This window comes from Aliivibrio sp. S10_S31, assembly GCF_014694495.1.
Lineage (GTDB): Bacteria > Pseudomonadota > Gammaproteobacteria > Enterobacterales > Vibrionaceae > Aliivibrio > Aliivibrio fischeri.
Genome location: NZ_JAAUWR010000002.1, coordinates 190,328 through 211,392 on the forward strand (window position 1 = coordinate 190,328; position 21,065 = coordinate 211,392).

Below are 21,065 nucleotides of genomic sequence, written 5' to 3' on the forward strand. Positions count from 1 at the left end.
GCAATCCATAAGAGTGCCGATAAAATGGTTAAATAAGCATTTTTATCACCACTTGAGGGAGTTACTCGGTGAAACGACTTTTATCTCTATTTTCTCTTCGAACGTTAATTGTTCTGACTCTTTCATTAATAACTTCAGCCTGTGGATTTCACCTACGTGGTGATTATTTATTACCAGATGAAGTTCATGAAATATCATTAACGAGTTTTGACCAATACAGCGCATTAACTCGTGATGTTCAAAAGCAACTTCGCATGAATGGTATCCGTCAGGTGGCACCAACAACAGTAACGCCAAGCTTAGATTTAATCAGTGAAAGCCTAAATGAGCGTACGTTATCACTTTATCAAAACAGCCGTGCAGCTGAAAAAGAACTTACTTACAATGTTCGCTATAGCGTTTTAATTCCGGGCCATGATTTAAAAATATATACAACAACGGTAAACCGTAATTATCTTGATAACCCACTAACAGCCTTAGCAAAATCGGTCGAACGAGATATGATTGAAGGTGAGATGCGAACTCAAGCTGCTGAACAAATCTTACGTCAAATGGCGCGTTTAAAAGCAGATGATACGCCAGTTGTGACAACTGATGTAATTACGCACGATGATGAAACTGAAAGTAAAGTGACAACGAAAGAAGTCATAAAATCAATGAGTTCTACAGCTGAAACGACTCAATAATCATGCGTGTATTTCCAGAACAACTAGCTCAAAACTTAGAACGTGGGCTACGTCAATGCTATTTACTGTTTGGTAATGAGCCTCTGTTAAAACAAGAAAGCCTTGATGCAATTCGCCAAGCGGCATTTGCACAAGGTTTTGAAGAAAAGCACCAATTTACACTAGATAAGCAGTTAGATTGGAATAACGTTTTTGATTGTACTCAAGCGTTAAGCCTTTTTTCATCTAGACAAATAATAGAGCTAACCATTCCTGATACAGGAATGACAACCGCACATACAAGTAAGCTAAAAGAACTCGTACCAACACTGCATGACGATATAATTTTATTGTTACAAGGTCCAAGAGTTAATAAAGCTCAAGAAAGCACTCAATGGTTTAAGGCGTTAACGCAGTTAGGTTTATTTATTCCATGTAATACACCTGACAATCAGCAGTTACCTCGTTTTATCCAACAACGTTGTAAAAAATTAAAGCTAAAACCTGATGCAGAAGCGATTCAAATGCTTGCCCAATGGCACGAAGGCAATTTATTAGCGCTTGCTCAAAGCCTAGATAAATTAGCCCTTTTATATCCTGATGGCTTACTAACATTAATTCGAATAGAAGAAGCCTTAAATAGAAACAATCATTTTACGCCGTTTCAATTGGTCGACACGTTATTATCAGGTCAAGCCAAACGTGCACAGCGCATTCTTCGTCAACTTGAAAGTGAAGGAACAGAAGTCATCATTCTTCTGCGCACATTACAAAAAGAGCTACTATTACTACAAACATTCCAATATTCGCTATCTCAAGGCGAAGCAATGTTTACTGTTTTTGATCGATATAAAGTATGGCAAAACCGCCGAGCACTATATCAAGCAGCTTTACAGCGCTTATCAATAACTCAAATAAAACAATTAATTCGCTTACTTGCACAGATCGAAATAGCGACAAAAACAGACTATGACAGTGATTGCTGGCCACAACTTAGCCAACTAACGCTGGATATGTGCAATATTCACATTTCGGTGACATCGAACGTCTCTCATTAAGCGGCGTTCACTGATATACTTCATTATAAATAACCCATTTCTAGGTGATGACTTTGCAAGATAAAGAACTCCATGATTTTCTATTCAACAACGTTGATGATATGAAAGCTGAAAACATAACAACTCTTGATGTTCGTGGTAAATCAAGCATTACCGATTTTATGATCGTATGTACAGGAACATCTAAACGTCATGTAAGCTCTATTGCATCAAATGTATCAGACAAAGCAAAAGAAGCTGGCCTAATGCCTTATGGGATTGATGGTGAAGCAGAAGGCGAATGGGTTGTTGTCGATATGGGAAATGTTATGGTTCATATCCTACAAGAAGAACACCGTGAGTTATACCAACTAGAAAAACTGTGGAGCTAACTCCATGAAAATTCAGTTAATCGCTGTTGGAACCAAAATGCCTAAATGGGTTGAAGAAGGCTACAAAGAATACAGCCGACGCTTCCCTAAAGATATGCCTCTTGAGCTCGTAGAAATCACAGCAGGAAAACGTGGTAAAAATGCCGACATAGCTCGAATCCTTCAAAAAGAAGGCGAAGCAATGCTTGCTGCTGTTCCTAAAGGCAACCGTATCGTAACGCTTGATATTCCAGGAAAACGCTGGGATACAGAACAATTAGCAGAACAACTAGAAGCTTGGAAATTAGACGCTCGTGATGTCTCTATTTTAATAGGTGGCCCTGAAGGTTTAGCTCCTGCATGTAAGGCTGCGGCCGATCAAAGCTGGTCTTTATCACCACTAACCCTTCCTCATCCTCTGGTTCGAGTTGTGATGGCTGAAAGCCTATATCGAGCATGGAGTATTACGGCAAATCATCCTTACCATAGAGAATAAGAGTTGATTAAGCGCAAACGCACACAGATCCGTGACTATCACGCTGAAACGAGATTATTTGCATCACGTGCAATTATCTCGTTTTCAGGGATCATTGTACTTATTGGTCTGCTTTTGACTAACTTGTACAACATTCAAATCAATGAATTTCAAGATTATAAAACACGCTCAAATGATAACCGTATTAAGATAGTCCCTATCGCACCAAACCGAGGATTGATTTTTGATAGAAATGGAAATCCATTAGCGGAAAACCGCCCTGTTTTTAATTTAGAAGTCACCCCTGACAAAGTGTCAGATCTTTCTCTTTTGTTTACAGAATTACAAACTATCTTGCCAATAACACAAGATAATATTGATGACTTTCAGAAAGAACGTCGTCGTACTCGTCGTTTTAAATCCGTCCCTCTTCTTACTCAATTAACACAAGAGCAAGTTGCAATATTTTCTGTTAATCAGCACAAATTCCAAGGGGTTGAAATAAAAGCCTACTTAAAGCGCTTTTATCCTTACGGTAAAACACTCACTCATGTACTTGGTTATGTAGCTAAAATTAACGATCGTGATTTAGCTCGTCTAGCACGAGAAGAAAAAGACGCAAATTATCAAGCAACTCGTGATATTGGTAAATTAGGTATTGAGCGCTTTTATGAAGATATTCTTCATGGAACCGCAGGCTATCAAGAAGTTGAAGTAAATAGTCGTGGTCGTGTTATTCGTACTCTGAAGTACGTACCACCAATCCCAGGTAAAGATATCGTTTTAAACCTAGATATCAAACTTCAAAAATTTGTTGAAAAGCAACTGGATGGACGTAGAGGTTCAGCCATTGTACTTGACCCTAAAACCAGTGCAGTTTTAGCTATGGTTTCAAGTCCAAGCTACGATCCAAACTTATTTGTACATGGTATTTCAAGTAAAAATTACAGCGCTTTATTAAATGACCCTGATCGTCCACTAGTTAACAGAAGTACATTAGGTATCTATCCACCAGCATCAACCGTAAAACCATTTATCGCTGTTTCTGCATTAAAAGAGAAAATTGTTACCACAGAAACAACTCGTGATGATCCTGGCTATTGGCGCATACCGAACTCTAAAACTAAACCATTTAGAGACTGGAAGCGTTGGGGTCACGGTACAGTTAACTTAAAACAATCGATTGAAGAGTCTGTTGATACCTTCTTCTATCAAATCGCCTATGATATGGGCATTGATAGATTATCAAGTTGGATGATGAAATTTGGTTTTGGTGATTACACCGGTATTGATATTCGTGAAGAAAGTAAAGCGAATATGCCTACCCGAGAATGGAAAGTTGCTCGTTTCCGTACCCCATGGTACCAAGGGGATACTATCCCTGTAGGTATTGGTCAAGGCTACTGGACAGCAACGCCAATGCAGCTTGCAAAAGCAACGGCTGTATTAACCAATCATGGTAAAGTTCAAGCACCACATTTATTAAAAGGCATTATTGAAAATAATAAAGAAGTGCCTTATGAACCAGAGCCTTACCCACCAATTGAAGGGGTAAAAGACAGTTACTGGCAATTAGCTATTGATGGCATGATTCTAGTAAATAATGGACGTAAAGGTACAGCAAGACGAGCTTTTGCTGGCACACCTTATGTAAGTGCTGGTAAATCAGGTACATCGCAAGTATTCGGTCTAAAAGAAGATGAAGAATATAATGCAGATGAAATTGCAGAACACTTACGTGACCACGCTTTATTTACCGGTTTTGCACCAGCAAAAGATCCAAAAGTTATTATTTCTCTCGTATTAGAGAATGGTGGTGGTGGCTCTAGCCAAGGTGGTCCAATAGCTCGTCATGTCTTCGATTATGTATTACTACCGAAAACGGAAGAGGCAGCTAAGAAGTAATGAGAGTTGATATTGCATCAGGAAAGAATCGCGACTTTTTTCATCGAATTCATTTAGATTTACCACTATTGCTAGGCATTTTATTATTGATGGCATGTGCCTTAGTTATTATGTATAGCGCCAGTGGTCAAAGCTTATTGATGATGGATAAGCAAGCAATGAGAATGTTGCTTTCTTTGGGAGTCATGTTCTTTCTTGCGCAAATATCACCAAGAGCCTACGAAGCCGCTGCTCCCTATGTTTTCACTATAGGAATTTTCCTATTATTAGGGGTTCTCCTTTTTGGAGAGGCATCAAAAGGGGCTCAACGGTGGTTAAACTTCGGCTTTGTTCGATTTCAACCATCAGAACTTATCAAATTAGCCGTACCATTAATGGTGGCTCGTTATATTGGTAATAAACCCTTACCACCAACGGTTAGAACTCTCTTTTTCGCTCTGTTAATGGTCTTTGTTCCAACCATCATGATTGCCAAACAACCAGATCTAGGGACCTCAATACTGATTGCAGCATCAGGTATTTTCGTTATTTTTCTAGCCGGTATCAGTTGGAAAATAATCACAGCAGCAGCAGTTGCCGTTGGCGCTTTTATCCCTATTTTGTGGTTTTTCTTGATGCGGCCTTATCAAAAAGTTCGTGTTCAAACATTATTTAACCCCGAATCCGATCCTCTTGGTGCTGGTTATCATATTATTCAATCCAAGATAGCGATTGGTTCTGGTGGCCTATTAGGAAAAGGATGGTTACACGGGACTCAGTCTCAACTCGAATTCATACCTGAACGACATACCGATTTCATTTTTGCCGTGATTGCAGAAGAATGGGGACTTATTGGTGTTATTGCTTTATTAACACTCTATCTATTTATCATTGGTCGCGGTTTATTTTTGGCGAGTCAAGCACAAACGGCTTTTGGGCGCATGATGGGAGGAAGTGTTGTACTAAGCTTCTTTGTTTATATTTTTGTAAACATCGGCATGGTCAGTGGTATTCTTCCTGTTGTAGGCGTTCCTCTTCCCTTAGTTAGTTATGGTGGTACTTCCATGGTTACCCTAATGGCAGGTTTTGGTATTCTAATGTCAATTCACACTCATAGAAAAGTTCACTCAAAGGCAAATTAATGCGCGTTATTTTACTTGCAGTTTCTCTTATATTAGCAGGTTGTGCTTCTGAACCACCTCAAAAAACAACTGATGAACCTAATGCTGGTCGTTATCAAATAGATAATGATATTGCACCTGATATGCCAATTTCAGTTGAACATATCGAAGATGCTCACCCTCGCTATGAACCAAAAAGTTTATATGGTAATAAAGATTACACCTTATTAGGCAAAGATTACCCGATAGTGAAAAAACCCAAAGGGTTTACTCAAGAAGGGATAAGTTCTTGGTATGGTAAAAAATTTCATGGCCATAAAACATCAAATGGCGAAGTGTATGATATGTATTCAATGAGTGCTGCTCATAAAACACTGCCACTTCCAAGTTATGTAAAAGTAACTAACAAAGACAATGGAAAAACAGCCATTGTTCGAGTCAATGACCGTGGACCTTTTCATGAAGGTCGAATTATAGACCTAAGTTTTGCAGCGGCCGCCAAACTTGATGTACTTAAAACCGGTACAGCAAATGTTAAAATCGAATATATTTCTGTAGCTAAACCGACTAACCCACAAGAATGGCACGCAATAGACCCTAATCAATATCATATTCAAATGGTCGCCGTTAAAAATGAACAAAGTGCGGATAAAATAGCAAAGAAACTAGAAGCACAATTTAATGCTCCAACAAACATTATAAAATCAGGTAATGTTTACCGTGTTCGTTTAGGGCCTTTTATTGATAGAGACAACGCAGATAAAACATTAATCGAAGCAAAAAATGGACAATATACTTCAGCATTTATCATCCAAGAATTGAAGAAATAATGATTTCAAAGACAACAATATCAACAGAAATGTCAATCTTTAGTAAATATTGTAAGTAAATATCTAGCATCTCTTATTGATGTAAATATTAATGAACTAATGCGAAATCTTATTGTCTTTAGATAACAACAAGATAGGGATGTCTCATAAAAAGAGCAGATGAATTTTTATTATCTTTCTTTTCATATAAAATCAGTTATTTAATTACACATCTGGTTATGATATTCAAATCTGCTATTATGTACGCAGTTTCACTACCTCACAGTGCAAAGTTATTATTATGAAAAATTCAGCGAAACAGTTAAAACGACTTATCTTATCGAGCTTTATTTTAGGCTCAACCGTTGCTGTAGCAGCACCTGCGGTTATTCCAAATGCACCGCAAATCGCAGCTAAAGGCTACGTATTAATGGATTATCATTCAGGCAAAGTATTGGCTGAAAAAGATATGAACGTTCGTATGAACCCTGCAAGCTTAACTAAAATGATGACAAGTTATGTTATCGGTCAAGAAATTGAAAGTGGCAACATTTCAATGGATGACGATGTAGTTATCAGCAAAAATGCTTGGGCTAAAAACTTCCCTGGTTCATCAAAAATGTTCATCGAAGTGGGCAGTACTGTAAAAGTTCGTGAACTTAATAAAGGTATTATCATTCAATCTGGTAACGATGCTTGTGTAGCAATGGCTGAGCACGTAGCGGGATCTGAAGATGCATTTGTTGACCTAATGAACGCGTGGGCAAAAACATTAAATCTGAAAAACACACACTTTGCTAACGTTCATGGTCTTGATCGTGATGACCTATACTCAACGCCTTACGATATGGCATTAATTGGTCAAGCTTTAATCCGTGATGTGCCTGAAGAATATCGCGTATATTCTGAAAAATCATTTACTTACAATGGTATCACTCAATACAACCGAAATGGTCTATTGTGGGATAAAAGCATGAACGTTGATGGCATTAAAACAGGCCATACAAACGGTGCTGGCTTCAACCTAGTAAGTTCAGCAACAGAAGGAAAAATGCGTTTAGTTGCTGTTGTTATGGGAACTAAATCAGGTAACGCTCGTAAAGCAGAAAGTAAAAAATTACTTAACTACGGTTTTCGTTTCTTTGAAACAGTTTCACCACATAAAGCAAATGAAACATTCGTAACTGAAAAAGTATGGATGGGTAGCACCGATGAAGTTGCTTTAGGTGTTGCAGAAGATACGTATGTAACTTTACCGCGTGGCCAAGCTAAGAAAATGACCGCAAGCTTTGTATTAGAAAAAACGCTTGAAGCACCTATCTACAAAGGTGATGTTGTTGGTAAACTTTACTACCAAATCGATGGTGAAGACATTGCTGAATACCCACTACTTGCTCTAAATGATGTTGAAGAAGGTGGTATCTTTAGCCGTCTTATCGATTACATTGTTCTAATGTTTAAAGGCTGGTTAAGCTAATATTCAGCTAAACTTAGAATACATAAAAGGCAACTTCGGTTGCCTTTTTAATTTACTGGATTAACACTTGTTATCTGACCTAGGTCACAGTAATATTCTCAACATATATCATCCACTCTCGATTGGAGACGGTTATGCAAGAGCAACCAAAGCTAAAAGATCTTCTAGAATTCCCATGTAAATTTACTTACAAAGCCGTTGGCCTTGCTCATGAAGAGCTACCTGAGCTTGTTCTTGAAGTAATCCAACGTCATGCTCCTGGCGATTACACACCAGCAGTAAAGCCAAGTGGCAAAGGTAACTACCACTCAGTATCTGTTAGCATTACAGCAACCTCTATTGAGCAAGTAGAGACGCTTTATAAAGAACTAGCGGAAATCGAAATCGTTCGTATGGTTCTATAATAAAATGATAGGCAATATTAGTTGATAATATTGCCTACCTTTTTGATCTTTTGATATACCCCTACATTTCTTATCTATTCCTTCCCTTCTATCCTTGCTATCATTAGGCAAATTTTCAACCTAGTGTGATCTAATTGAACAAACGTCTAGTGGTTAAAAATCTTGGTCGACAAGATTACGAACCGGTATGGAAAGCAATGCATACTTTTACCGATGAACGTGATGAAAATACATGTGATGAAGTATGGCTAGTGGAACATAACCCTGTATTTACACAAGGACAAGCAGGTAAAGAAGAACACGTTCTTGCTGCTGGTGATATCCCTATTGTAAAAAGCGATAGAGGTGGGCAAGTGACTTATCACGGTCCGGGTCAATTAGTTGCTTATGTATTAATTAATTTGCGACGTAAGAACATTGGTGTACGTGAATTAGTAACGCATATTGAAAATACCGTAATCAATACATTAAGTCATTTTAATGTTGAGTCAGCTGCACGTCCTGATGCTCCGGGAGTGTATGTTGATAATAAAAAAATCTGTTCATTAGGATTACGTATCCGTAAAGGGTGTTCATTCCATGGATTAGCACTTAACATTAATATGGATTTATCTCCTTTCCTACGTATAAACCCTTGTGGTTATGCTGGTATGGAAATGACCCAACTTCATGACTTAGTTAAAGATAACATGACAGTAGAGAATAAAGTAGAACACGTCGAAGATGTTCATCCTTTACTGATTAAAGAATTAACAACACTACTTGATTACATTGATATCGAGTATTTAACGGAAAGCAGCAATCATGAGTAAGCCAATCCAAATGGAAAAAGGTGTAAAATACCGCGATGCCGATAAAATGGCATTAATTCCAGTTAAAAACATGCCTACAGAGCAAAAAGAAGTACTACGTAAGCCTGAATGGATGAAAATCAAACTTCCTGCTAGCAGTAAACGTATCGACGATATCAAATCAGCAATGCGTAAGAATAATCTTCACTCGGTATGTGAAGAAGCGTCTTGCCCTAACCTCGCTGAATGTTTTAACCACGGTACTGCAACCTTCATGATCTTAGGTGCTATCTGTACCCGCCGTTGCACTTTCTGTGATGTTGCCCATGGCCGTCCTGTTGCACCAGAAGCTGAAGAACCAAAAAAACTGGCTAAAACAATTCAAGATATGAAATTGAAGTATGTGGTAATTACTTCGGTTGACCGTGATGATTTACGTGATGGCGGTGCTCAGCATTTTGCAGATTGTAACCGCGAAATTCGTGCATTAAATCCTGAAATCCGCATTGAAACATTGGTTCCAGATTTCCGTGGTCGTATGGATCGTGCTCTTGAAGCGATGATCGATAACCCACCAGATGTATTTAACCATAACTTAGAAACGGCTCCTCGCTTATACCGTAAAGTACGCCCAGGAGCGAATTACCAATGGTCTTTAGATCTACTTAAAAAGTTCAAAGAGCAGCACCCGAACGTTCCAACTAAATCGGGCTTAATGATGGGCTTAGGTGAAACAAAAGAAGAAATTGTTGAAGTATTAAAAGACTTACGAGCTCATGGTGTAACCATGCTTACTTTAGGTCAATACTTAGCACCAAGTCGTCACCACTTACCAGTTGAGCGCTACGTTCCACCTGCTGAGTTTGATGAGTTAAAAGAAATTGCATTAGAGCTTGGGTTTACTCACGCTGCTTGTGGTCCTTTTGTTCGCTCTTCTTACCATGCTGATCTTCAAGCTAAAGGCGAAGAAGTTAAGTAAGGTCTAGGGTCTGAATAATAAAAAAGGTTGACGTTTTGGCGTCAACCTTTTTTGTTTATAGATACTTTAGAGTTAGAACTAAGAACGGATTAGGTAATCTGCTTTACCAACCCATTTATAGCTTGTTAGCTCTTCTAAGCCCATTGGACCACGCGCGTGAAGCTTCTGAGTAGATACTGCAACTTCTGCACCTAAGCCAAACTGAGCGCCATCAGTAAAGCGTGTTGATGCATTAACATATACCGCAGCAGATCCAGCCATATTAATAAACTTCTCTGCCGATTCAATGTTGTTAGTTAAGATGGTATCTGAATGACTCGCGTTATGCTTTTGCATATGTGCAGCAGCTTCATTTACATCTGCCACCACTTTGACACCTAATGTATAACTTAGCCATTCGGTATCAAAATCGCCCTCTTGCGCTTCACGTAATGATACGCCTTGAAACTCTTTTAATAATGCGTACGCTTTAGGCTCTGCAACTAACTCAACACGGCCTGCCATGTTATCGGCAAGTAGTGCTAAAAACTGTGGTGCGACCGCTTCATGAACCAATAAGGTATCGAGTGCATTACATGCTGATGGGCGCTGCGCTTTTGAGTTATCAACAACAACTAATGCTCTTTCTAGGTCAGCACTTTCATCAACAAACGCATGGCTAATACCAAAGCCACCAATGATCACAGGAATAGAGCTGTTTTCTTTACACATTTTATGTAAACCAGCACCACCACGTGGAATGATCATATCAACATAATCATCCATAGTCAGAAGTTGAGACACTAATTCACGATCTGGCTTTTCGATATATTGAACAGACGCCGCTGGTAATCCTGCTTTTTCCAAAGCGACTTGAATAACTTTTACCAATTCCATGTTAGAGAAAAACGTCTCTTTACCACCACGTAAAATGCTTGCATTACCTGTTTTTAAACACAAGGAAGCAATATCAATAGTTACATTTGGTCGTGCTTCATAAATCACACCGATAACCCCAATAGGTACACGACGGCGTGATAATGACATACCGTTTTCAAGGACTTTACTATCAATCTCACTACCTACAGGATCGTTCAGATTAATAACATTACGCACATCATTAGCAATACCAACCAAACGCTCTTCAGTTAATAGAAGACGATCTTGCATCGCTTCAGAAATACCAGCTTCTACAGCCGCTTTAATGTCTTTTGCATTGGCAGCCAATATCGCATCTTTATTTGCTTCTAATTCATCAGCAATAATTGCAAGTGCTTTATTCTTTTGCGCTGTTGGAGCAACAGCTAAGTCAAATGCAGCGGCTTTAGCTGCTTGACCCATAGTTGTTAAATTCACAATATATCCTTTTACTAAATCAGTACTAAATCATCACGATGGATAGCTACAGGGCCATATTCGTAGCCTAATACTGCGTAAATATCCTGACTGTGTTTTCCTAAAATCTTAGATAAGTCATCACTTGAATAACGTGAAATACCACGAGCGATCAATTCACCTTTTGTATTCACAATTTTCGCTACGCCACCACGAACGAAATGGCCTGATACTTCAGTGATACCTTTACTTAATAAACTGCTGCCTTTTTGTTGAACTGCATTAACAGCGCCTTCATCAATAACAATGCTGCCTTTTGATGGAGGTCCAGCTAAGATCCAACGTTTACGGCTCTCTAGAGCACACTCAACAGGTAAGAACTTCGTACCTTGAGGTTTAGAGTTCACAACATCAGTAATTACATTCTCAGCACTACCAGCGGCAATAATTACTTCGATACCCGCTCGGCGCGCCACATCAGCAGCTTGCAACTTCGTCGCCATACCACCGGTACCAAGTGTTGTACCACTTCCGCCAGCTATCTTGCGTAGTGTTTCATCGATAGTATGAACTTCTTTGATTAATTCTGCTTTTGGATCTTTACGTGGATCAGCGGTAAATAGACCCGATTGGTCTGTTAACAATAATAATTTATCTGCACCCGCTAAAATACCGACTAATGCAGAAAGGTTATCGTTATCACCAACTTTAATTTCATTGGTTGCTACCGCATCATTTTCATTAACGATAGGAACGATATTATTTTTTAATAGCGCCTGAAGCATATCTCGTGCATTTAAATAACGCTCACGATCATCCAAATCAGCTCGAGTTAATAGCATTTGACCTACGTCGACACCATAAATACCAAACAAACTTTGCCATGCTTGAATTAAGCAACTTTGACCAACAGCAGCTAATAACTGCTTGTTAGCCATGGTTTTGGGTAGTTCGGGGTAGTTAAGATGCTCACGGCCAGCAGCAATTGCGCCAGACGTAACAACAATAACTTGATGGCCAGCTTTTTTTAGCTGAACACATTGGCGAACTAATTCGACCATGTGTGCTCTATCTAATTTTAATGTGCCACCGGTGAGTACACTTGTACCAAGCTTAACTACTATGGTTTGAGATTGTGTATTCAATTCCCTACTACCTATTTTACTTAAATAAATGATGTAAATTTTACGACGATAATCATCGTAACGTTGTTGGTAAAACTGACACTACTTTTAGCAAGCAAATCAGAACAGTACAAGCTTAAAATAGCATTTAATAACATTTCACTTTAATTCTATTAATAAATAGAGAAACTATTGCTTCATTTCCTCTTTGATCCATTCAATCATCTGCTTTAATGCTTCTTCATAGCCACTATGTAATGTCTTACTATTTAGCTCAACCCCTTTACCATATTTGCTAAAGAGCGCCGCTAATTTGTTATCTGACTTAGGTGAAACAGGATCATCCTTCAGACCAATAGCCAAAACAGAAACTGATGTTTTTCGCCCACCAGACAAGAAACCTTGATTTTTAAGCGACCATGCTTGCATTTGACTTGTAAGGCTATTTATATCAACAACTTGCTTAGCCAACCTTGAAGCTAACACATCAAGATACATTTTAGGCATGGTTTTTAATCTTGTTGAATTGGTCAGAATTTGATGAACAGGAGCGCCCAATGCAACACACGCTTTTAATCGATTTGGCTCTAAAAACGAAAGACGCAATGCGACATTACCACCAAATCGAAATCCCATAACAGCAGCATGAAAACGGTCAACCCACGGAATATTTGGAAGATAATTCAATACAGCTTGATGCAAACAACTTGAATCTTCACTTAATGGCCAGTGGGAGCTATGGCCTATTGATGGCATATCTAATGTCAACATCGCCATATTATTAGGAGCAAGAAAGTCACGATACAAACGCCACATGTCCGTTTGTAATGAATCCATACCACCACTCACTATAACGACAGGCAATGGCTTTTCTGTATTGGGTAAATGCAAATAACAGGTTATTTTTCTTCCCTGGTACGGCACAAGTATTTTTTCAACACGGTGAGACGTTTGTTTTGCTGCCATATCATAGGCTTGACTAGCTAACACTTGTGATTGAATTGCTAAATTATCTCCCTTTATATGAGGATAACCTGCCACGCTAAAATACAAACTGGCTTTAAAATACGCTTCTGCCGCCTCATCGCCATCCAGTTCTGAAGCCGTTTTTTGATGTTCCATTCCCGCATGGATCCATTCATAGGCCCAGTTTCCAGAATGATAACCGCTTACGGTATCTAACCATTCATCACGAGAACGATGCTTTTGACTATTTGCAATACGAGCCAATATGGATTCAAGCTCTATTGCATCTACGCCTTGCCATATCCATTGTGGTCGGCGTAATTCACGATACCAAGTGCGCCCACTTTGTTCCAATTGCCCCAAACTACTCGGAAGATAAGGAACCAAGCCTGACGTCTCTAATGCTTGCTTATGATTTTTAAACAATTTAACTGAAAGGTTTTCACTCTCTGGTTGAGGCATATCTACCACCAATCAACAACATATTCATCTTCTCACTATATACTGAAAGAAGAATAAGGAATATGAAGAAGCGAATAAAATTAAGTTTTGAATAAAAAAAATGACCCTATAAAAGAGTCATTTTATTAAAAATTTTTTTGCTAATTATTTTTTAGCAATAGGATCGACGTAAGTTACCGCCATATCCCAAGGTTGTTCAATCCATGTATCTTGTGGGATATCTACAACATAGGCGTCTACTAGATGTACGCCTGCAGGTTTAGCACATACCGTTACTAATTTACCTTTAGGGTACATTTCACGTAATTTAACCGCAGTATCACCGCTATCTACTAGATCATCAATGATAATGAAACCTTCACCGTCACCTTCCATCGCTTTAACAACCGTCATATCACGCTGATGATCATGGTCATAGCTTGAGATACATACTGTATCAACATGACGAATATTTAACTCACGAGCCAAGATTGCAGCAGGAACTAAGCCACCACGGCTCACAGCCAAAATACCTTTCCATTGATCGGCAGGAAGTAACTGTTCAGCAAGCTGACGAGTATACATCTGCATGTTATCCCAAGTGATTACAAATTTATTAGCCATAATTGACAAAACCTCTAAGTGACACAGTCATCAACGACTATGCCGTAAAAATAAATTTCAGCGTGAATAATGCAGCTAGAACCCAAACGCTGATATGAACTTCGCGACCTTTACCACTAAGCAACTTAATTGCAGCGTAAGAAATAAAGCCTAATGAAATACCATCAGCAATAGAAAAGGTTAACGGCATTAATAAGCATACCACAACAACTGGGGCTGCTTCAGTAAGATCTCGCCAATCAATGCTAACAAGACCTGACATCATCAAAATCGCGACATAGAACAAAGCACCAGCGGTTGCATAAGCTGGAACCATTCCTGCTAATGGAGCAAAAAACAATGCAAGTAAGAACAGAATACCAACAACAACAGCTGTCAAACCAGTTCTACCACCTGCAGCTACCCCTGCAACACTTTCAATATACGATGTCGTATTTGAAGTACCCAATAAAGCACCAACTGATGTCGCTGTTGAGTCAGCAAGTAGCGCTTTATTTAAACGAGGGATATTGCCGTCTTTGTCCATGATCCCCGCTTTCTGTGATACGCCAACTAAAGTGCCCGCTGTATCAAATAAATCGACGAATAAGAATGCAAATACTACTGTTAGCATGCTTAGTTCAAACGCACTAGAAAAGTCTAATTGTAAAAAGGTAGGTGCGATACTTGGCGGCATTGACATTACACCAGCATACTGAACATCACCAAAAAGCAATGCAAGTGCGGTTACAGCCAAAATAGCAATCATAACAGCAGCTTTATAGCCACGATGCACTAAAGCAATGGTTAAAAAGAAAGCTAATGCCCCCATAACAGCAGGAAAACTGTTAATGTGGCCCATTGAAACCAATGTCGCAGGGTTATCAACAACAATCCCTGAATTTTTTAGTGCAATAAATGCCAAAAATAACCCAATACCGGCAGAAATGCCCGTTCTTAAAGAAAGAGGGATTGAGTTAATAATTAATTCTCTAATCTTAAATAAGCTAAGAAGAATAAATAAAACCCCTGACATAAATACTGCAGCAAGAGCGACTTGCCATGTATGACCCATACCTAAAACAACGGTATAAGTAAAAAAGGCATTAAGTCCCATACCTGGAGCTTGAGCTATCGGGAAATTTGCAACAAATCCCATAATGAAACAGCCAATAGCTGCTGCAATACAAGTTGCGACAAATACAGCCCCTTTATCCATTCCCGCATCCGCCAAAATCGCTGGATTAACGAAAATAACATAAGCCATGGTTAAAAACGTGGTTATACCAGCTATAACTTCAGTACGAACAGTCGTACCATTAGCTTTTAGTTGAAATAATTTCTCAAGCATTAGAGTAATTTCCTAGTGAATTTATGCAATCTAAACGTTTGCGTAATCGATTGGCTGAGAATTATAAAGTGGAATTATGCTAATTTCTAGCGATAGTTGCCCTTTTAATAAGCAAACAGTAAATAAAGTGAATGCACTAATCTTACGATCATGAAATTAATTTAATGATTCAATTAGTTAGAATGAAAAATAAAAAGAGTGTGGAAGTGATTAATATTTTTTAGATAAAAAAAACGCCATCCAAAATAGTTTTGAATGGCGGAGAATTAACTGCCCATAAGGGTAGAATAGAATTCCAATTATAGGGGTATTACTTTAACGTATAAAACCGAAGTTTTATTAGTAACCAAAGCACATTGGGTACACAAATTGACTTGTGTATACAGAGCGTTGATTCCAGAATTTTGAAGAACTTAAAAAAGACATAACATCACCTTATCAATTGATAGTTTTTAACATTTTAAATTGATCTCGGTTCCTTGGAGGCGATAAATCGGACTCATCCTATGAGCATTTCTATTTGCCTTATCAGCAGATGAGATAACTATACCACCAAGAAATTAAATTACAACAAAAACATGACGAACCTCACATAAAAAACAGAAAATAGCTTATTGACTATACTAATAATGTAATTTTATTACGAAACCGTTTGCGAATGCTGCTCATTTAATCGTCTGTCATTTCATCATTTTAAATTGTTTTTCCATTTAGAATATCAAACAGAGTAATTCGCTAGATTCAGAGGTATACTGAATTGTATTAACAAACAATGACTCAAATAATTAGAGCATTAATAAGTAAAAACCGTTTTCATAAAGGAGATTCTTGTGTCTGAGATCAGTCAACTAACCCCTCAACCTCTTTGGCAATTTTTTGACAAAATCTGTTCTATTCCTCACCCTTCAAAACATGAAGAAGCATTGGCTCAATACATTATTGAATGGGCAACAACTGAAGGTCTAGATGTGCGTCGTGATCCTACTGGTAACGTTTTTATTAAAAAACCAGCAACACCAGGCATGGAAGATCGTAAAGGCGTAGTCCTACAAGCTCATATCGATATGGTTCCACAAAAAAATGAAGATACAGAGCATGACTTCACTAAAGATCCAATTCAACCGTACATTGATGGTGAGTGGGTAACGGCAAAAGGAACAACGCTTGGTGCTGATAACGGCATGGGTATGGCATCTTGTCTTGCAGTGTTAGCATCAAAAGAGCTAAAACACGGCCCTCTAGAAGTATTATTAACTATCGATGAAGAAGCTGGTATGACAGGAGCTTTTGGTCTGGAAGCAGGATGGTTAGAAGGTGATATCCTTTTAAACACAGATTCAGAGCAAGAAGGTGAAGTTTACATGGGTTGTGCTGGCGGTGCCGATGGTGCTATCAAATTAGACATTGAACGTGAAGCCCTTCCTTCTGGTTACATCACGCGCCAAATTACACTTAAAGGCTTAAAGGGTGGTCACTCAGGTTGTGATATTCATACTGGCCGTGGAAATGCTAACAAACTACTAGGTCGTTTTTTAGCTGGTCACGCACAAGAGCTTGATTTACGCCTTGTTGAATTCCGTGGCGGTAGTCTACGTAATGCAATTCCACGTGAAGCTTTTGCTACTATTGCAGTTCCTGCCAAAAATGAAGCTAAATTAGCCGAATTATTTACTTTCTATACAAACCTATTAAAAGATGAATTAGGCAAAGTAGAAACAGATATCGTTAGCTTTAACGAAACAGCATCTGCAGAACAAGTACTAACAAAGAACACTCAATCTCGTTTTATTGCAACACTAAATGCATGTCCAAACGGTGTAATTCGCATGAGCGATGATATCGAAGGTGTAGTTGAGACGTCATTAAATGTTGGTGTGATCACCACTGACGAAAACAGCATTACTATTCTATGTCTTATCCGTTCATTAATGGATTCAGGCCGTAGCATGGTTGAAGGTATGCTTTCATCTGTTGCTGAGCTAGCTGGTGCTCAAGTCACTTTCTCAGGTACTTACCCTGGTTGGAAACCTGATGCGGATTCAGAGATCATGCACGTTTTCCGTGATGTATATGAAGGTATTTACGGCAATAAACCTAATATCATGGTGATTCATGCTGGTCTTGAGTGTGGGTTATTTAAGAAACCTTACCCAGAAATGGATATGATTTCATTTGGCCCAACAATCAAATTCCCTCACTCTCCAGATGAGAAAGTGAAGATTGATACTGTTGCATTATACTGGGAACAAATGGTGGCTATTTTAGAAAATATTCCTAAAAAATAATGCTATCTAACTAAACAACAAACGGTCAGCACATGCTGACCGTTTTTTATTTACGCAATTATAATCTAAATAAGTACCTAATTTCTCTTACTTAAATTCGTGCAATCCGACGTCTATTTGTAGATCTTAGGATTTGTAGAACCCCAAATAACATAAAGTTCAGGCATGCTACGGCTACTGAATGCTTCCATTTCTTTCGCCTCAATAGTGAATTCATTTTGCTTACCAAATAATACAACCTCATCTCCAGGCTGCACATTTTTAATATCAGTGACATCTACCATTGTGGTATTCATTGATGTTACACCAACAACATTCGCTTTTTGGCCATTAATCAGTACGTAACCATTATTACCAATAGAACGAACGTAACCATCAGAATAACCTAATGGTAAATTAGCTAAAATAGAATCGCGCCCTAGCACATAAGTACTGCTATAACCAATAGTACTCCCTTTTGGTAAATAGTTTAAAGAAGCCACAGATGTTTTGAATTGAACAATGCGTTTGTATTCAGGATTATTTGGCATATCACCATAAAGAAGACCACCAGGACGAACCATATCTAAGTGCGCTTCAGGTAGATTGATTGTGGTGTATGAATTTGCCACATGCAGTGTAATATCATCACGGTTTAATTGTGCTTCATCAATTAACCATTGGCTCTCTTGTTTAAAAAGGTTTAATTTAGTGCGGATTTCATCGACAGATTCATTTGGAAAGTGAGTCATAATGCCAACAATGTTCACATGTCCATTAAAGGCAATGTTTAATGCTTCTTTCTTACCCTGAGGTTGTGATAAATCCAAACCATTGCGACCCATACCACCAGCATTCAAAGCCAGGTGCACAGGAATAATCGTGTTGTTCTGTTTTGCTAATTTCGCAATAATATTAGCTTGTTCACTTGAACCAATTAACTCTTCAATTTTATATTGTAAACCAGATTCAATTTCATTCGGTGATGCCGCACGAACGCGCATTAGTTCGCCGACAAAACCTTTAGCACGCACAATACGAGCTTCTTCATTACTTGTGATACCAATACATTCAACATTGCGCTCAATAACTGAGGCCATTAAACCTTCAATACCATTACCATAAGCATCCGCTTTCATTATGGCGCACACTTTTGTGTCTTGCTCTAATGATGCTCTTAAAGTATCAATATTATTTTGGAAAGCTTGGGTATCGATCTCTAACCATGCGTTAGTTTGTTGAATTTTTTCTTGATTTGTTAATGTATCTAAAGAAAGAAGTGGAGCTGAATTAGCGATACTTGGTAATGCCAAACTTAACGCTAATGCACATTTAGTAAACTTCATAAACAACCGTTTTTATATAATAATTATTTCGAAAACTCGAAAGGGAATTATATATCGTCGTTTTTTTAACCTCTACAGAAACAGTGCAAATAAGAACCAACTGATTTAACTTTAATCAAAAATCAATAAATTTAAATGGAATTTATATTAAAATCTCAATACTGAAACACTAAATTATATTATTCATCATTAAATGAGTTGTAATTGTTGAAAATACTCTTTCTCTTTGAGCGTAACACTTAATCCAATTAAACGAATCTCTCTTCCCTTTTGCCTTTCTAACACCTCTTCTAACAGCTCCTTAAAAAATGGTAGCGTTAAGTTATGATGTACATGTTCAATTGTCGTTTGTTGAAAGTCAGCAAACTTAATTTTAATCCCTTGCTTGGCAATAAAAGTTGAACCATTCGCTTTTAATAACCTTTTTTCTAACTCAGGAAATAACCTATTTTCGATAACATCCCAGCATTCATTAAAACTACTGATATTATGTGTAAATGTGCGCTCTACTCCCACAGATTTTCGGTTACGTTCTGTAATAACCTCTCTCTCATCAATACCATGCGATCTTTTCCATAATGATGCACCCATTTTGCCAAATTTCAGTAATAAATCTCTTTGATCGCTCTTTTGTATATCCTCACAAGTATACAATCCAAATTGATGAAGACGCTCCAAACTTACTTTTCCTACTCCTGGAATTTTCTCTAGAGGTAACCCCTTAATTTCGTTCATCATGGAATCAGGAGTAATAACATACTGTCCATTTGGTTTATTAAGATCTGATGCAATTTTAGCTAAGAATTTAAGTGGGGCGATTCCAGCAGAAGCGGTAAGCTGAAGCTCATTAAAAATATCTTTTCTGATTTGCTCTGCTATTAATGTTGCAGAACCGTGTAAAAGTGAGCAATCACTAACATCTAAATACGCTTCATCTAATGAGAGGGGTTCAATTTTATCGGTATATCGTCGAAATATACGATGAATATGGTGAGATACTTCTTTATAGACCTGCATTCGGCCCGGTACAACAACGAGATTTGGGCATAATTTTAATGCTTTACCTGTTGGCATAGCAGAACGAATACCAAACTTCCTAGCTTCATAATTACAAGTACTTAGTACACCTCGTTGACGTTCATGCCCCCCAACCGCCAAAGGTACATTGCGTAAACTGGGATTATCTCGCATTTCAACAGCCGCATAGAAGCAATCCATATCAATATGAATAATCTTTTGATTTCTAGTTACTTGCTTCGAAGAAGGTAATTGGTAGTCGATACTCATAAAAATTAACTGTATAAAAACACAGTTAATAATAACTTTGAACCATTTTTTATTCAAATAAAAACAGCACCAATAATAGGTGCTGTTTAAAAATGGAATTATGAGGTATTAATTATGCGATACGGTCTTTTTCCCATGCTGCTAATTTTTCAGCTCTAAGTGCTGCTTTAGCTTCACGCTTTTTGCGGGCATCGCATGGTTCAGGACAATTACAAACTTTATCAATACCAACAGCACCAAGACCACCACAGCTACCTTTTACAACTTTACGCTGAATGATGTAACCAATAGCCATTGCAGCAATCACCGCTAAGAAAACAAAAAATGTAATCAGAAATGTATTCATTATTTACTCA

20 protein-coding genes are annotated in these 21,065 nt (G+C 38.1%); 12 read left to right on the top strand and 8 right to left on the bottom strand.

All coding sequences use genetic code 11. The annotated features are described in order from the left end of the window. Positions 1 to 68 precede the first annotated feature (68 nt). The 11 genes from lptE (at position 69) to lipA (ending at position 10,013) form a co-directional block, all read left to right on the top strand. Positions 69 to 686, top strand: a complete 618-nt coding sequence (gene lptE / locus HC728_RS02395) for an LPS assembly lipoprotein LptE (protein WP_017018576.1) — start codon at positions 69 to 71, stop codon at positions 684 to 686. Positions 687 to 688: 2 nt separating this feature from the next. Then, positions 689 to 1,723, top strand: coding sequence for a DNA polymerase III subunit delta (gene holA / locus HC728_RS02400; RefSeq protein ID WP_017018577.1), 1,035 nt, complete (start codon positions 689 to 691; stop codon positions 1,721 to 1,723). 47 nt (positions 1,724 to 1,770) lie between these two features. Continuing rightward, entirely contained in the window at positions 1,771 to 2,094 is a 324-nt protein-coding gene (rsfS, locus tag HC728_RS02405; RefSeq protein ID WP_080562627.1) for a ribosome silencing factor, read from the top strand. Between the two features lie 4 nt (positions 2,095 to 2,098). Beyond that, complete coding sequence (gene rlmH, locus HC728_RS02410; RefSeq protein ID WP_005418174.1) at positions 2,099 to 2,569, top strand: 23S rRNA (pseudouridine(1915)-N(3))-methyltransferase RlmH; 471 nt, start codon at positions 2,099 to 2,101, stop codon at positions 2,567 to 2,569. Positions 2,570 to 2,572: 3 nt separating this feature from the next. Continuing rightward, positions 2,573 to 4,453 carry a penicillin-binding protein 2 gene (gene mrdA, locus HC728_RS02415; RefSeq protein ID WP_012534288.1) on the top strand — a complete coding sequence of 627 codons (1,881 nt, stop codon included), beginning with the start codon at positions 2,573 to 2,575 and terminating at the stop codon, positions 4,451 to 4,453. Continuing rightward, a complete protein-coding gene (gene rodA, locus HC728_RS02420) occupies positions 4,453 to 5,574 on the top strand; it encodes a rod shape-determining protein RodA (protein WP_005418170.1) in 1,122 nt (373 codons plus the stop codon). Before mrdA ends, rodA begins: the two co-directional genes overlap by 1 nt. Next, on the top strand, positions 5,574 to 6,383 hold the full coding sequence (locus HC728_RS02425) for a septal ring lytic transglycosylase RlpA family protein (RefSeq protein ID WP_017018578.1): 810 nt from the start codon (positions 5,574 to 5,576) through the stop codon (positions 6,381 to 6,383). The genes rodA and HC728_RS02425 overlap by 1 nt, the downstream gene beginning before the upstream one ends. Positions 6,384 to 6,663: 280 nt before the next feature. Further along, on the top strand, positions 6,664 to 7,839 hold the full coding sequence (locus tag HC728_RS02430) for a serine hydrolase (RefSeq protein WP_005418164.1): 1,176 nt from the start codon (positions 6,664 to 6,666) through the stop codon (positions 7,837 to 7,839). A gap of 134 nt (positions 7,840 to 7,973) precedes the next feature. After that, positions 7,974 to 8,243, top strand: coding sequence for a DUF493 family protein YbeD (gene ybeD, locus HC728_RS02435; RefSeq protein ID WP_005418162.1), 270 nt, complete (start codon positions 7,974 to 7,976; stop codon positions 8,241 to 8,243). A 134-nt stretch (positions 8,244 to 8,377) separates the two neighbouring features. After that, a complete protein-coding gene (lipB, locus tag HC728_RS02440) occupies positions 8,378 to 9,055 on the top strand; it encodes a lipoyl(octanoyl) transferase LipB (RefSeq protein WP_017018579.1) in 678 nt (225 codons plus the stop codon). Beyond that, positions 9,048 to 10,013 carry a lipoyl synthase gene (gene lipA, locus HC728_RS02445; protein ID WP_190395097.1) on the top strand — a complete coding sequence of 322 codons (966 nt, stop codon included), beginning with the start codon at positions 9,048 to 9,050 and terminating at the stop codon, positions 10,011 to 10,013. Before lipB ends, lipA begins: the two co-directional genes overlap by 8 nt. A 78-nt stretch (positions 10,014 to 10,091) precedes the next feature. On the opposite strand, the gene HC728_RS02450 is transcribed toward lipA, so the two are convergent. The 5 genes from HC728_RS02450 to HC728_RS02470 all read right to left on the bottom strand — a co-directional run bounded on the left by HC728_RS02450 (position 10,092) and on the right by HC728_RS02470 (position 15,812). Then, positions 10,092 to 11,348, bottom strand: coding sequence for a glutamate-5-semialdehyde dehydrogenase (locus HC728_RS02450; protein WP_190395098.1), 1,257 nt, complete (start codon positions 11,346 to 11,348; stop codon positions 10,092 to 10,094). 14 nt (positions 11,349 to 11,362) lie between these two features. Further along, positions 11,363 to 12,472 carry a glutamate 5-kinase gene (gene proB, locus HC728_RS02455; protein WP_011261449.1) on the bottom strand — a complete coding sequence of 370 codons (1,110 nt, stop codon included), beginning with the start codon at positions 12,470 to 12,472 and terminating at the stop codon, positions 11,363 to 11,365. A 168-nt stretch (positions 12,473 to 12,640) separates the two neighbouring features. Further along, complete coding sequence (gene frsA, locus HC728_RS02460; RefSeq protein WP_190395099.1) at positions 12,641 to 13,879, bottom strand: esterase FrsA; 1,239 nt, start codon at positions 13,877 to 13,879, stop codon at positions 12,641 to 12,643. A gap of 144 nt (positions 13,880 to 14,023) precedes the next feature. After that, positions 14,024 to 14,482: a xanthine phosphoribosyltransferase gene (gpt, locus tag HC728_RS02465; protein WP_005418150.1), complete on the bottom strand. Its 459-nt coding sequence runs from the start codon at positions 14,480 to 14,482 to the stop codon at positions 14,024 to 14,026. 37 nt (positions 14,483 to 14,519) lie between these two features. After that, positions 14,520 to 15,812, bottom strand: a complete 1,293-nt coding sequence (locus HC728_RS02470; protein WP_012534046.1) for an NCS2 family permease — start codon at positions 15,810 to 15,812, stop codon at positions 14,520 to 14,522. An 830-nt stretch (positions 15,813 to 16,642) separates the two neighbouring features. On the opposite strand from HC728_RS02470, the gene HC728_RS02475 reads away from it, so the two are divergent. Then, on the top strand, positions 16,643 to 18,097 hold the full coding sequence (locus HC728_RS02475; RefSeq protein WP_017018582.1) for an aminoacyl-histidine dipeptidase: 1,455 nt from the start codon (positions 16,643 to 16,645) through the stop codon (positions 18,095 to 18,097). Positions 18,098 to 18,210: 113 nt separating this feature from the next. Here the strand turns inward: HC728_RS02475 and alr are convergent, their stop codons facing one another. From alr to nqrM, 3 genes are all read right to left on the bottom strand, one after another. Next, a complete protein-coding gene (gene alr / locus HC728_RS02480) occupies positions 18,211 to 19,422 on the bottom strand; it encodes an alanine racemase (RefSeq protein ID WP_063653214.1) in 1,212 nt (403 codons plus the stop codon). Positions 19,423 to 19,611: 189 nt separating this feature from the next. After that, entirely contained in the window at positions 19,612 to 20,709 is a 1,098-nt protein-coding gene (gene dinB / locus HC728_RS02485; RefSeq protein ID WP_190395114.1) for a DNA polymerase IV, read from the bottom strand. A 112-nt stretch (positions 20,710 to 20,821) separates the two neighbouring features. After that, positions 20,822 to 21,055: a (Na+)-NQR maturation NqrM gene (nqrM, locus tag HC728_RS02490; RefSeq protein WP_005418142.1), complete on the bottom strand. Its 234-nt coding sequence runs from the start codon at positions 21,053 to 21,055 to the stop codon at positions 20,822 to 20,824. Between the last annotated feature and the right edge of the window lie 10 nt (positions 21,056 to 21,065).

What these genes read in the sequence shown, in the direction of transcription:
- holA (WP_017018577.1), top strand. Translation starts at nt 689, where the DNA reads ATGCGTGTATTTCCAGAACAACTAGCTCAAAACTTAGAACGTGGGCTA.
- rsfS (WP_080562627.1), top strand. Translation starts at nt 1,771, where the DNA reads ATGACTTTGCAAGATAAAGAACTCCATGATTTTCTATTCAACAACGTT.
- rlmH (WP_005418174.1), top strand. Translation starts at nt 2,099, where the DNA reads ATGAAAATTCAGTTAATCGCTGTTGGAACCAAAATGCCTAAATGGGTT.
- rodA (WP_005418170.1), top strand. Translation starts at nt 4,453, where the DNA reads ATGAGAGTTGATATTGCATCAGGAAAGAATCGCGACTTTTTTCATCGA.
- HC728_RS02425 (WP_017018578.1), top strand. Translation starts at nt 5,574, where the DNA reads ATGCGCGTTATTTTACTTGCAGTTTCTCTTATATTAGCAGGTTGTGCT.
- HC728_RS02430 (WP_005418164.1), top strand. Translation starts at nt 6,664, where the DNA reads ATGAAAAATTCAGCGAAACAGTTAAAACGACTTATCTTATCGAGCTTT.
- ybeD (WP_005418162.1), top strand. Translation starts at nt 7,974, where the DNA reads ATGCAAGAGCAACCAAAGCTAAAAGATCTTCTAGAATTCCCATGTAAA.
- lipA (WP_190395097.1), top strand. Translation starts at nt 9,048, where the DNA reads ATGAGTAAGCCAATCCAAATGGAAAAAGGTGTAAAATACCGCGATGCC.
- frsA (WP_190395099.1), bottom strand. Translation starts at nt 13,879, where the DNA reads ATGCCTCAACCAGAGAGTGAAAACCTTTCAGTTAAATTGTTTAAAAAT.
- gpt (WP_005418150.1), bottom strand. Translation starts at nt 14,482, where the DNA reads ATGGCTAATAAATTTGTAATCACTTGGGATAACATGCAGATGTATACT.
- HC728_RS02470 (WP_012534046.1), bottom strand. Translation starts at nt 15,812, where the DNA reads ATGCTTGAGAAATTATTTCAACTAAAAGCTAATGGTACGACTGTTCGT.
- alr (WP_063653214.1), bottom strand. Translation starts at nt 19,422, where the DNA reads ATGAAGTTTACTAAATGTGCATTAGCGTTAAGTTTGGCATTACCAAGT.
- dinB (WP_190395114.1), bottom strand. Translation starts at nt 20,709, where the DNA reads ATGAGTATCGACTACCAATTACCTTCTTCGAAGCAAGTAACTAGAAAT.
- nqrM (WP_005418142.1), bottom strand. Translation starts at nt 21,055, where the DNA reads ATGAATACATTTCTGATTACATTTTTTGTTTTCTTAGCGGTGATTGCT.